We start from the raw sequence: 12,876 nt of genomic DNA, 5'->3' as shown, positions 1-12,876 counted from the left end.
TGGAATATTGGATGCTTTACTTCTTGTTTTTTACTTTCATCAAATTATTATAAGGGAAGGGAACGAAGATATGTACCGTATAAAAGCTGTCCAATCGCCTTCGCTTCGAGAATCTCTATTTGTAACAGTGCTTATTATATGTATCATTAGTTTGAGTATCATTTTTGTAGAGGCAGCACCACATGTTCCGCTAATTATTTCTTTGCTAGTTCTTTGTGTTTATGGGATATTCAAGCGGGTTCCATACAGGCTTTTGGAGCGGGGAATTGCAGAAGGAGCCAAATCTGGAATGGGAGCAGTTTTTATTTTTTTCTTTATTGGGATATTAATTGCTGCCTGGATGGCAGGTGGAACGATTCCGACTATGATGTACGCAGGATTCCAGTTGGTGACACCAAATTTTTACTTTGTCATTGTCTTTATTGTCACTGCTCTTATTGGGCTTGTCGTCGGTAGTTCTTTAACAACGATTGCTACAGTAGGTGTTGCCTTTATTGGTATTTCTGGTGCAGTTGATGCTTCTTTAGCTATTACTGCAGGGGCAATTGTTTCTGGAGCATTTTTTGGAGATAAAATGTCACCATTATCAGATACAACGAATATGGCATCATCCACATTGCAGGTAGATTTATTTGAACATATAAAGAATATGATGGGAACAACGATTCCCGCATTTATCATTACGTTACTTATTTTTTTCTTTATATCGCCTAATCTAATAGATGCCAACTTCGAAAGAATGGCTAATTTCCAAACAGGGTTATTAAAGACTGGTTTAATTCATTGGGAAAACGCTGTTATTCCATTTCTCGTGTTACTCATTTTTTCGATTAAAAAGGTGCCAGCTATTATAACATTGGCAGCGGGGTCCATAACCGCTATAGGTATTATGTATCTTCATCAATCCCTATCTATAGGTCAGCTTTTTGGTACACTTATGGATGGATTTCATTCCGATACAGGGGTTGAGGCTATTGACGCTTTGTTAACGCGCGGTGGAATCAATGGCATGTTATTTACTATTAGTCTTGTGTTACTTGCCTTGAGTATGGGTGGGTTACTGTTTACACTCGGAATAATTCCTCGCTTACTTGTATCCATTGATCATCTTTTAAATAGAGTGTTTTCCGTTGTCTTGGCTTCTGCTACAACGGCAATTGGAATTAATGTTTTAATTGGTGAACAGTATTTATCCATTTTGTTAACGGGTGAGACATACCAACCTCGCTATGCTAAGGTAGGCTTGGAAAACAAAAATTTATCTAGAGTTTCTGAAGATGCTGGAACAGTGATTAACCCCCTCGTACCATGGAGCGTGTGTGGCGTTTTTATTACGTCCGTGTTGGGCGTATCTACTTTGGCTTACTTACCATTTGCATTTTTCTGTTTACTTTCTCCGTTATTAACGATTTTATATGGATTTACCGGTTGGACATTAACCTATACGAAGCAAAATAAAAATTTCACCAATGAAGCCATAGTAGAAGAGTAGAGGGGAATTTCTATTTTTTACACTAGGTTTTATAGTAGATGGAAAACGAAGGCTTTTTCCATAAAGAAGTGGCGATAAGTCTTCATTTTTCTAAAAAATAATGTCGTATTTCCTGGGAAATATTTTGTAGAATAATAAGTTTTCTTACACTGTAAGAAATTATAAAAGTTTAAAGGTTTATAGTAGAAGAAAAACAAAGGCTTCTCGCCATAAGACTTGGCGAGAAGCCAAGTTTTTCTAAAATAATAAGAAAGTATAAAATTTGTTGCTTTTGGATACCGATTTAACGTAATAGCCACGTCCAGCTCCATTGCTCAGCAACTAGGCGACTTCACTCCAATGCCCTAAGCTAAGTCATCATCGGTTCGTGCCTCACCGTGATTCCTTTATCTCAGTTGTTCGTTCCACTCGTTACGTTGCTAAACGGGCGCTTGCGCCTTTGTTCAATATAAGGTGCTACAAGGCGCCCACTTCCAGTATTGGAAATTAAATTCGTCAACTAACTGCGCGTCTACAGCACCTAGATACTATTTTGTTGAAGAGCTATAGGTTATACACTTGAGCTAAGGAAAGGTAAAAATTGAAAGTATTCCCATCGTAAAAACTGCAGCGTGTGCAAAACGAGGTAATTAGTCAAGTTTTTATGGATGGTGTAGCAAGCACCCCATGGACGCTCGTTACACCAATTGTCATGTAAAGATATTATTTCCAATCTTCCATGTTCCAAATGTTAGTGATCCAATTTTCATAAAATTCCCGTTCATGGGAAACAAGTATTAATGTTCCGGTATATTGTTGTAAAGCTTCCATAAGAGCGTCTTTTGTCGCAACATCTAAGTGGTTGGTCGGTTCATCTAGAATTAGCACATTGCTTTTAGCAAGCATTAGCTTGCATAACCTTACTTTTGATTGTTCTCCACCGCTAAGAGAGTGCAGCTTTTGAAAAATATGTTCTGAGCGAAGTCCGCAACGCGCTAACGTTTTTCTTATTTCTTTTTGGGTCAAATCAGGATACGCGTTCCAGACTTCTTCTAAGGCCGTATGTTTTCCGACCGCTGGCATCTCTTGTTCAAAATAAGCTGGTCGTACGCGATCGCCAATGCTTACATTTCCATTTAGGGGTTGTAGCTTTCCTAGTAATGTCTTTAAAGTGGTCGTTTTTCCTATTCCATTATGACCTGTTAAGGCGATTTTTTCACCACGTTGTAATTTTACATTTACATCAGAAAACAAGGCTGTTTCATAACCGATAGTTAAGTCTTTTGTTTCCAGTACGATGTTTGCCGGTTGTGCTGAAACGGAAAAGTTGAAAATAGGTTTTGGGTTATGGCTTGGCTTTTCCACACGTTCCATTTTGTTTAACTTCTTTTCTCTACTTTTCGCTTGTTTGGCGGTAGAGGCACGTGCTTTGTTTTTTTGAATATAGGTTTCTAATTTGCTAATTTTTTCTTGTTGTTTTTGATATTCAAGATAAATTTGTCTTCTCCGTAGTTCATATGCTTGAAGAAATTGCTCATAATTTCCCGGATACCTTGTTAATTGGTTGTGCTCAAGGTGGTAAATACATTGCACGACTTTGTTCATAAAACCTGTGTCATGTGTAATGAGAATAAAAGCATGCGGATACGTTTGTAAATAGGATGTGAGCCATGCAATATGAGCAGTATCTAAGTAGTTTGTCGGCTCATCTAATAATAATATATCAGGCTCCTCTAGCAGTAACTTGCCCAACAATAGTTTTGTTCGTTGTCCGCCACTTAATTGACTTACGTCTGTTTCTAGCCCAAGTTGTGAAATTCCAAGTCCTGCCGCTACTTCTTCTATTTTAGCGGGAATTTGATAGAAGTCATATTGATCTAATTTTGCTTGAAGTTTGCTATAGTGATGCAATAATTCATCTAGGTTTTCTGGTTTGGCAGAAGACATCTTCCCTGTAATAGCCAGCATTTCTTCTTCGGCTAAAAATAAATCTTGAAAAGCTGTTTGTAAAAACTGTCTGATTGATTGACCGCTATTTAGATGGATATGCTGTTCTAAGCTTCCAACATGGGCTTTAGGGTGCCATTGTACAGTTCCTTCATCTGGGATTATATATGCAGTAAGAATATGAAACAGGGTTGATTTCCCAGCTCCGTTAGGTCCAACAAGCCCAATATGCTCTCCTTTTAGTAATCGAAAAGATATATCTTTTAATACGGTTTTGTCACCATAACTATGGGTTAGGTTTTGCACGTCTAATAAACTCATGATCATTTCTCCTTTTTGCTAATAGTTATCAAATAAATTGCTTGCAAGTACAAGGAGATAATACGCGAACGAAATGGATGATAAGAAGCTCCATTAGAGCACGTGCTTATGCTATTTATAGCATATAAAAAAGCAGAGCATACGGCCCTGCTCAAAACTGATGAAATGAGTATATACGTATCTTTCATCATATTATATAATGAGTTCAGGTAATTATCCGCTGCTTGTAACTTGCAAGGCTTGTTTTGAAAAAAGGGCATACTTCTCCCGTCGTTAAGCACAAGCAATTTGAAGCACAGCAGATAATAACATAGATAACCTTCACTCCTTTGATTTGAAATTTAAAAATTGTACTATTAATATAGCACACTGTTATTAAATAATGCAACGATTCTTAAAATCCTTATGTGTCATTTTTGATGGTGAACCAAACTGTACTAATGGAGGAGCGCATGCAAATTTTTTACTATTAGGTACTTATAAGAGTATAAAGGTTTATAGTAGAAGAAAAATAAAGGCTTTCGCCATAAGACTTGGCGACGAGTAAGTTTTTCTAACATATTTAGTGCTAAGTGAAACTATTATAAGAAATGCGGAAAGGAGGGAGAAGTGATGAAAAAAATCTTCCAAGCGACCACAAATGAAGATTCCTAAGACAAGGGGAGAGCGAATTTGGAATGCTATTGGTTATACGATTTTTTTAGGAACAATCATTTTTGTTATGTGGGTATGGAAATATATACCAAATGAAGTACCGGCTCATTTTAATAGCGCCGGTGAAATCACGCGTTGGGGTTCAAAATGGGAATTGCTTATTATACTTATACTTGGTATTTTTACTGCGACATTTATGGGGGTGATGGAGAGGTACCCTGAATCACATAATTATCCAAAGCGTTTTAATGAAACAAATGCCAAAGCTTTTTATTTGCATAGTAGAAAAATGATGAATCAATTAAAGAACATTTGTCTGATTATTTTTTCAATCATTACATTGGAAAGTATATTTATTGCAATGAGCTGGTGGGAAGGTTTAGGTGTTTGGATGTTACCACTTCTTATTACATTCGCATTTTTTCCGTTAATTTTAAGCTTCATGAAACGAAGGAAAATTAAATAGTAGTGAAGGATAGCATTCATGTAAACTGTTTAAGTCTAGGACCATTGCTAGGCTTATTTTTAATGGTTATTATCTAATCTTGTGACTAGATAACCTTTTTATGTTTAAAATTTGCTTTCAGCAATAACGCGTACATTTGTGAATTTATGATCAAAATAATCCATTTTGTTGCTTTGAATGACACAATTAATAATAAACGCTATTAATATACGAAAATTATACATTAAATTTTCGTTAATTTGTAACACAATTCGTGAACATTTTTTGACAGTTTAAGTATGGGGTTGTGCTCAAAAATATGTGGGATTATGATAATTAAACGGTAATTTGTTTAAAAGCAAAATACTAATTCTAAAATATATCACAACAACATGAATCTAGGGGGAGGGGTATCTTTATGAAATTGAAATGGGCCATATTAGGAGCTCTATTCACATTAACAGCAGTACTAACTGGCTGTGAACCGTTAACGGTGCTTGATCCAAAAGGTCCACAAGCACAAACGCAAGCAGATGTGATTTGGATCTCTATTGCTATTATGGCATTTATCGTTATTACTGTATTTGTAATGCTAGTATATATACTTATCAAATATCGAGGTTCGAAACAAGCCGATTCCTATGAGCCTCCACATATTGAAGGAAATAAAATAGTAGAAAGTATTGTAGTAGGAATACCAATTATTATTGTGGCTGTGCTTTCTATTATTTCTGTACAAAGCACGTATGAGGTAGAGGCTAAGCCAGAAGGGTATGGAGATAAAGAACCATTAGTTGTTTATGCATCCTCTTCTGACTGGAAATGGCATTTCAGCTACCCAGAACAAGATATTGAAACAGTCAACTATCTTTATGTGCCAACAGATAGACCGCTAGAATTTAAGTTATATTCTTATGGACCAATAACAAGTTTTTGGATTCCGCAACTAGGCGGGCAAAAATATGCGATGTCAGATATGATTACGACATTACATTTAGCAGCTGATGTTCCTGGTGAATTTATGGGACGTAACTCCAATTTTAGTGGGGAAGGATTTGCTGAGAACACGTTTAATGTAACGGCAATGCCGCAACAAGAGTTTGATGATTGGGTAAAAGAAGTAAAGCAAACGGCTAAACCACTAACAGAAGAAAAATTCGATGAGTTATTGGAACCTGGCCATTTAGGACAATTAACATTTACTGGAACTCATCTTGGCTTTATGCCACCACCTAAAGGGCATCATGAGGGTCATGGAGCAGGTGGAGAGGATCATAGCGAGCATTCATCACATGAGAGCGAAAACGCAGAGCATTCCGAACATGATAATAATAACAATGAGCATGATCATGAATCAGATGAAGCGGCAAGTCACAACGAGTAAGCATTCCGTCGTTTTACAACAGGATTTTCCAGGAGGGAGAAGAGAGAATGGAGTTTTTTGAACGATTTGCCATACCGCATCCCAGTCCTGCCATATATGCATCTATGGTTGCTATCGCTTTAACGACCATTGCGGTCGTTGTAGGGTTAACCTATTTTAAAAAATGGGGTTATTTATGGCGCGAGTGGTTGACAACGGTGGACCATAAGAAAATAGGTATTATGTATATGATTTCTGCATTATTAATGCTATTTCGGGGTGGAGCAGATGCGTTAATGATGCGCGCACAAACGGCTGTACCTGAGAATACATTACTTGATGCACAGCACTATAATGAAATTTTTACAACACATGGTGTCGTGATGATTATTTTCATGGCGATGGCGTTTATTATTGCATTAATGAACTTTGTCATTCCGTTGCAAATTGGTGCACGTGATGTAGCATTTCCACGCTTAAATGCACTTAGTTTTTGGCTTTATTTTATGGGGGCAATGCTCCTTAATATATCATTCGTTATTGGTGGGTCACCAAGTTCTGGTTGGACATCGTATTTTCCGCTTGCAGGAAATGAACTCAGTCCATCTGTAGGAACGAATTATTACATGCTTGCACTACAAATTTCGGGATTAGGTACGCTGATAACGGGGATTAATTTTATCGTAACGATTTTAAAAATGCGTGCTCCAGGTATGACATTAATGAAAATGCCAATGTTTACATGGGCTGGTTTAATTACAAACGTTATTATCGTATTTGCGTTCCCAGTATTAACGGTTGCTTTAGCAATGGGTACGATGGACCGTTTATTTGCAACTAATTTCTTTACTACGACAGACGGTGGTATGGATATGCTTTGGGCCAACCTGTTTTGGGTTTGGGGCCATCCAGAAGTATACATTTTAATACTACCTGCATTTGGTATATACAGTGAAATTATTCCAACGTTCGCTCGCAGGAATTTATATGGCTACACAACGATGGTTGTTTCAATGGTCGTTATATCTTTATTGTCCTTTGTCGTTTGGGTACACCACTTCTTTACGATGGGGCAAGGTGCGCTTGTAAATAGTATCTTCTCTATTACAACGATGGCGATTGCCGTACCGACAGGAATAAAAATATTTAACTGGCTGTTTACGATGTGGAAAGGGAAGATCCAGTTTACTGTTCCGATGCTGTATTCGTTAGGTTTTATTCCAATCTTTACGATTGGTGGCGTGACAGGAGTTATGCTAGGTATGGCTTCTGCGGATTATCAATATCATAATACGATGTTCTTAGTAGCCCACTTCCACTTAGTTATTATTCCAGGTGTCGTATTTGCTATGATCGCTGGTTTAACGTACTGGTGGCCGAAAATGTTTGGCTTTATGCTAAACGAACGAATTGGTAAATGGGGCTTCTGGTTTGTTGCTGGAGGTACAGTTCTAGCATTCTTCCCAATGTTTATCTCTGGTTTAGATGGGCAAGCACGTCGTATGTATACCTACTCGGAGGGAACAGGCTTTGGAATTTGGAATATGCTTTCCTTTGTGGGCGCCATCGGTTTAGCGATCGGTTTTGCGCTGCTTGTATACAATATCTACTATAGTACGAGATATGCGTCTAGGGACATTGGAGACGATCCATGGAATGCGCGTTCTTTAGAATGGGCAACACATAATCCAGTACCTGAATATAACTTTGCCATTACACCGCAAGTGAATTCTAGTGAGGCGTTCTGGGATGCGAAAAAACGTGGACATAAACTATTTAAAGCTGGCTACAAAGATATTCATATGCCAAACAATAGTGGTATTCCATTTATTATGAGTGTGTTTTTCTTCATCTTCGGTTTTGCGTTTATCTTTAGTATGTGGATTACGGTTATCGTTTCATTAATTGCTATTTTAGCTTGTATGACATACCGTTCCTTTGAAAAGGACGATGGTTATCATATTACTGCTGAAGAACTAAAGAAAGCAGAATCGGAATTGCGAGGTGCTAAATAATGCAAATAGATAAAACAAAACCACTGGAGTATAGCACAGAGCAAGGACGTTTAAATATTTTAGGCTTTTGGATATTTATTGGCGCTGAAGTGATGTTATTTGCTACCCTGTTTGCTTCTTACTTTACATTAGTAGATCGAACAGGAAGCGGTCCTTCAGGATCGGAAATTTTTGAATTAACGCCTGTTTTAATTGAAACGTTACTTTTATTAACAAGTAGTTTTACAATTGGTCTTGGCGTGCATGCAATGAGATTAGGTCGTACAAAGGCAATGCTGACCTTTTTCATCATCACGTTGGTATTAGGTCTTGCTTTTCTAGGTGTCGAGATTTATGAATTTGTGCATTACGTACATGTTGGTGCAGGTTTACAAACGAGTGCGTTTACTTCTATTTTATTAACGACACTAGGGACACATGGACTACACGTAACCTTTGGCCTGTTCTGGGGTGTTATGATCGTTATGCAAGTGATGAAACGTGGGTTAACACCAGCAACAGCGAATAAATCATTCATTTTCTCCCTTTATTGGCACTTTTTAGATGTCGTTTGGATTTTCATCTTCAGCTTCATCTACTTGAAAGGAATGATGTAAAATGAAGGAATTATTTCCAGCTAAACACGTATCGGGTTTTGTGTTCTCGCTCATTCTTACAGGTGTCGCCTTACTTGTTTATTTCATGGATATGTCATTTGCTGTAGGGATGACCATCCTTGTCATTACCGCATTTGCCCAAGCAACGTTGCAGTTAGTTGTTTTTATGCACGCTGGGGAATCATCTGATAAAAGATCGATTTATATTAGTGTCATATACGGAATTATTATAGCGATAGCTACAGTTTTAGGTACGCTATTAGCAATGATTTGGGGTTATGTATAAAATAGAAGAAGAGCTATCCAGATGTTGTTGGGTAGCTCTTTTTGCTCAACATGTATAAAGTGACTACAGGCTGAATTTTCTAGATCTCACTTGTGTTGTCGATGGATGTAGGTTCAGGTACTTCTATCTGTATTGCTAGTTTGTTCTCGTTTCCGCCATTGCTATTAAACAAAATGCAACCAATTAGAAGTGCTCCACAAGTAAATGAGAAATTAATTTTTTCATATTATTCCTCCTTACTTTATAGTAAATACTACAGGCTATGGTAGTGGCTAAAAATCACTTGTATTATCGATGGATGTAGGTTTAGGTACGTCTGCAGATACTGCTAGTTTGTCCTCATTTTGCACATTACTAGTAAACAAAATGCCCCCAATTAGAAGTGCTCCACAAGTAAATGAAACAATCGTTTTTTTCATATTACTCCTCCTTACCATTTTATTAATTGGTCATAATTACTATTGGCTAACTTATAATACTGTGTAGACTTTTTATATTTTCCCACTTTTTCAAATTGGGATGCTATCAATACTGCATAAAATACTAAATGTCGATAGTCTTTTTTATGCTTTAAATACGGTAAAAATGCATCTTCTAATACTACGATAAGTTTGTTCAACTCTTCATTTAGCAGGTGTGTATACACTTGAAGTGTGTAATGATAAAATTTATAATACTCTTTGCCTTGAGCTAGACTCAGCACTTCTTTCCCAAGTTGCAAATATTCTTTCGCTTGTGTGTATTCCTTATTTTGATAAAAGTTCTGTATTAAGCTGGCAAACACATCTAGTTTAATTTCAAAATTTAAGTCTGCAGTATTTAAGGCGAGTAAATAATTTTTAGTAGAATGTTTTAAATCCCCAATAGTTGAATAAAACCGGCCTAAATTAAGGTAGACCAACTGAATAACATCTTTATTGTTGCTTAACTTACCTAGATACATTGCTTGGTTATAATTTTCTAGCGCAAGCTCATTCATTCTAATTCGTCGGTATGAAATACCTAGCAAGATATGACATTGCGCACAACGTACAAAATTGTACTCTTGTTGAAACACGACCATAGCTTTGTTAGCATAATTAATCGTTTCTAATCCATTTAATAGTTTGCTATATTCAATAGATATCGCATAATGCAAATCAGCAACTTCACTTTCGTTAATATCAGCTAATCGAATTGTTTTCTCCGCTTGTTGATAGCATTGCAAAGATTGTTGAGGTTTTTCTTTAAAGGAGTAGTAATTCCCTTTAAATTTATTCCAGTAATATTTATGTGTAGAATTAAATGAATCAGCCATTTCGTGGAGTTCATTCATCTTATGTAAAGCACGTTTTAAGTCGCGTAAGACTACATAATAACGAATTTGATGAATTTCAAACATGATAGTTTGGTCGTTAATACTTCGATTCATTACTTCTTGCAATTCTTCAAATTTAGCTATCATTTCTTCTTTATCAAAACGGTCATAGAGGATGTCATACCATTGCTTACATTTTTCTTCTAATTGTATATCTGGCGTTTCTACAAGCTCAATGTCTAGGCGATTACAGAGCGATTGAATGATTTCCGGATTGGCTTTTGCTTTTTGATTTTCTATTTTTGATAAATAGGATAAAGAAACAATACCTGCTGATAATTCTTCTTGTGTCATATTACGTTTCGTTCGCTGCAATTTAATAATAGAACCTATGTCTAACAAATAGATAGTCACCTCCTAGATACGACTTATATTAACTCCTATTATACTAGTAATTTGTAATAATTTGTATTGGGAAAAAAGTGTGATTTTTCTAGTATATGTACTTTAAATAAGGTCTTTTTACACTACATTTTCTTTTATGGGGAAAATGTGGTTTGTTGTTGTGCGCCCTGCATGTGCGGAAACTTGGTGGTGAAAGTCCACTACAGGCTTGGCAGTAGGAACTGTTAGCGAAAGGCAAGGTGGCTATCGTGAGGTAGTGGCTGAAGGAAGCCGGACGCAAACTCCTGAACAGACGAACAGAAACTAGATAGAAGGCTGAATGAGGTCGGATAAGTCTGCAACACAAGATAAAGTCCAATACTGCCCGAAACCTATACAGTAAATCTAGCAGTTACATGGGAGGAAAGCTTTCGCTCTTACCGGGGGAGATCTTATGAGGGTGCGGTGCAAGTTGAATGATAACGAACCAGCACAACCAAAGTGGTGACGTTTTGGTGAATCGCAAGAAGTCAGCAGAGGTCATAGTAATGTTTACGGAAGAAACATGAAGGACCGAACAATAGTAATTTTGAAAAACTCTAGGAGGTGTGGAAGGTGCGACAACTGCAGAAAACAGGAGAATCTGGCTATCGGCAGAGAGATAGTGTGGAACACGAAGGGTATGTCGAAGCGCATAGTACCTTTCATGGCGAAAAGAATAATCAAAATGGTGTATCCAATCTGTTTGAAAGAATCCTATCAAGGGATAATCTAAATCAAGCTTACCTGCAAGTAGTCAGAAATAAGGGTGCAGCTGGAGTGGATGGTATGACATACGACCAGTTGCTTCCATATTTGAAGGATCATAAAGAGGAATTGTTACTTCAGTTACGTCAAGGGAGGTACAAACCACAACCCGTTCTACGGGTTGAAATTCCGAAACCAGATGGTGGGAAGAGAAAACTGGGATTCATACAGTTATTGACCGAATACTTCAAGAAGCTATCAACCAAGTATTACAACCAATATTTGAACAGACGTTCTCCGATAATAGTTTTGGGTATCGTCCAAAACGTAGTGCACATCAAACCATCATACGGGCAAAGTCGTACTACGCTTGATAAGAAAATATTTATTACGTGGAACCATGATTGACAGCATCTATGAAAAATCAGAGGAAGGAACGCCTCAAGGGGGATTATGCGAAGTATTCCGTTATGCAAAGTAAACTTCAAAAAGCTTATGGATAAAGGGCTGTTCTTCCATTTACTCTGCATAATATCTATTTTATTTTAACTCAGAAAGCCAAGAAAGAAGCGATTGGTCCTTATTCGAATCCGGTAGATCGCTATTAATCAAATCCGGATAAATATTTTCAAGTGCCTTTCTTTTTGTCTCTGTATCCGTTCTGGCATAGATCTCCGTTGTTTTTAAATCCACATGACCAAGGAAATCACGAATATATATTAAGTTGACGCCGGCTTGCAGTAAACGTATAGCTTTTGAGTGCGAAACATATGTGGTTTTACTTTTGCAGGTATCATCGTAGAAGTCATTTGTGCTTCTGCCACATATTTTGAAATAATATAAGCTATTGCTTGCTTGGTAAGCTTGTTATGTTGGCTGTTAGAGAATAAAGGATATTCATTTTTCCATGGTTTATCAAGCTGATGTTAAACAATATAGCGCTCCAACAACGATACCGTATTTTTCATAAGAGGCACACGTCTTATTTTATTGCCTTTTCCGTTTAATACAATGACTGCCGGCGCCTTAAGAATGACATCTCTGACAGTAATATCAATAAGTTCCTGTACCTTGGCTCCTGTATCATACAACACACTCATGAGTGTCAGGTTACGTCGTCCCTTCAGGCAATTTTTATGGATCTATACTAAATGTTGAGGTTTCCACAACAATTTGAGCATAAAAATATACACGCAAACATCCAAATCTTTTATACTTGAATTGACTAGAAACAAGAAAAGATTGGAGTTGCGTGCAAATGAATTTTACCATAAAAATGCCTGGTCTTGAAGATGTATGGATTACAAAAGTGGAGGGAATGGAAGGTGGTATTGCGCTTCATGTAGAAAT

At 37.1% G+C, this 12,876-nt stretch carries 11 protein-coding genes; 7 read left to right on the top strand and 4 right to left on the bottom strand.

Features of this window, described 5'->3' with window-relative positions; translation table 11 throughout:
* Window positions 1-70 precede the first annotated feature (70 nt).
* A complete protein-coding gene (gene nhaC, locus HLX49_RS03650) occupies window positions 71-1,492 on the top strand; it encodes a Na+/H+ antiporter NhaC (protein ID WP_296360845.1) in 1,422 nt (473 codons plus the stop codon).
* Between the two features lie 702 nt (window positions 1,493-2,194).
* On the opposite strand, the gene HLX49_RS03645 is transcribed toward nhaC, so the two are convergent.
* Complete coding sequence (locus tag HLX49_RS03645) at window positions 2,195-3,739, bottom strand: ABC-F family ATP-binding cassette domain-containing protein (RefSeq protein ID WP_296360844.1); 1,545 nt, start codon at window positions 3,737-3,739, stop codon at window positions 2,195-2,197.
* 640 nt (window positions 3,740-4,379) lie between these two features.
* Between HLX49_RS03645 and HLX49_RS03640 the strand changes: the two genes are divergently transcribed.
* The 5 genes from HLX49_RS03640 (at window position 4,380) to qoxD (ending at window position 9,098) form a co-directional block, all read left to right on the top strand.
* Complete coding sequence (locus HLX49_RS03640; protein ID WP_296360843.1) at window positions 4,380-4,859, top strand: SdpI family protein; 480 nt, start codon at window positions 4,380-4,382, stop codon at window positions 4,857-4,859.
* Window positions 4,860-5,256: 397 nt separating this feature from the next.
* The gene (gene qoxA, locus HLX49_RS03635) at window positions 5,257-6,222 is read left to right on the top strand and encodes a cytochrome aa3 quinol oxidase subunit II (RefSeq protein WP_077702450.1); all 966 of its coding nucleotides are present in this window, start codon (window positions 5,257-5,259) and stop codon (window positions 6,220-6,222) included.
* Window positions 6,223-6,269: 47 nt separating this feature from the next.
* A complete protein-coding gene (qoxB, locus tag HLX49_RS03630; protein ID WP_077702451.1) occupies window positions 6,270-8,216 on the top strand; it encodes a cytochrome aa3 quinol oxidase subunit I in 1,947 nt (648 codons plus the stop codon).
* On the top strand, window positions 8,216-8,812 hold the full coding sequence (qoxC, locus tag HLX49_RS03625; RefSeq protein ID WP_077702452.1) for a cytochrome aa3 quinol oxidase subunit III: 597 nt from the start codon (window positions 8,216-8,218) through the stop codon (window positions 8,810-8,812). The genes qoxB and qoxC overlap by 1 nt, the downstream gene beginning before the upstream one ends.
* Before the next feature lies 1 nt (window position 8,813).
* The gene (gene qoxD / locus HLX49_RS03620) at window positions 8,814-9,098 is read left to right on the top strand and encodes a cytochrome aa3 quinol oxidase subunit IV (protein ID WP_077702453.1); all 285 of its coding nucleotides are present in this window, start codon (window positions 8,814-8,816) and stop codon (window positions 9,096-9,098) included.
* Window positions 9,099-9,370: 272 nt separating this feature from the next.
* Here the strand turns inward: qoxD and HLX49_RS03615 are convergent, their stop codons facing one another.
* Entirely contained in the window at window positions 9,371-9,517 is a 147-nt protein-coding gene (locus HLX49_RS03615) for a hypothetical protein (protein WP_164085439.1), read from the bottom strand.
* An 11-nt stretch (window positions 9,518-9,528) separates the two neighbouring features.
* Window positions 9,529-10,797, bottom strand: coding sequence for a helix-turn-helix domain-containing protein (locus HLX49_RS03610; RefSeq protein ID WP_296360842.1), 1,269 nt, complete (start codon window positions 10,795-10,797; stop codon window positions 9,529-9,531).
* 597 nt (window positions 10,798-11,394) lie between these two features.
* Between HLX49_RS03610 and HLX49_RS03605 the strand changes: the two genes are divergently transcribed.
* On the top strand, window positions 11,395-11,934 hold the full coding sequence (locus HLX49_RS03605) for a hypothetical protein (RefSeq protein WP_296360841.1): 540 nt from the start codon (window positions 11,395-11,397) through the stop codon (window positions 11,932-11,934).
* 518 nt (window positions 11,935-12,452) lie between these two features.
* On the opposite strand, the gene HLX49_RS03600 is transcribed toward HLX49_RS03605, so the two are convergent.
* On the bottom strand, window positions 12,453-12,626 hold the full coding sequence (locus HLX49_RS03600; RefSeq protein ID WP_296360840.1) for a tyrosine-type recombinase/integrase: 174 nt from the start codon (window positions 12,624-12,626) through the stop codon (window positions 12,453-12,455).
* Window positions 12,627-12,876 lie beyond the last annotated feature (250 nt).

The sequence above is a fragment of the Virgibacillus sp. genome (assembly GCF_013393565.1).
Lineage (GTDB): Bacteria > Bacillota > Bacilli > Bacillales > Amphibacillaceae > Virgibacillus > Virgibacillus dokdonensis.
Note: the sequence above shows the minus strand (reverse complement) of the source record. Positions and strands in the feature narration are given on the sequence as shown.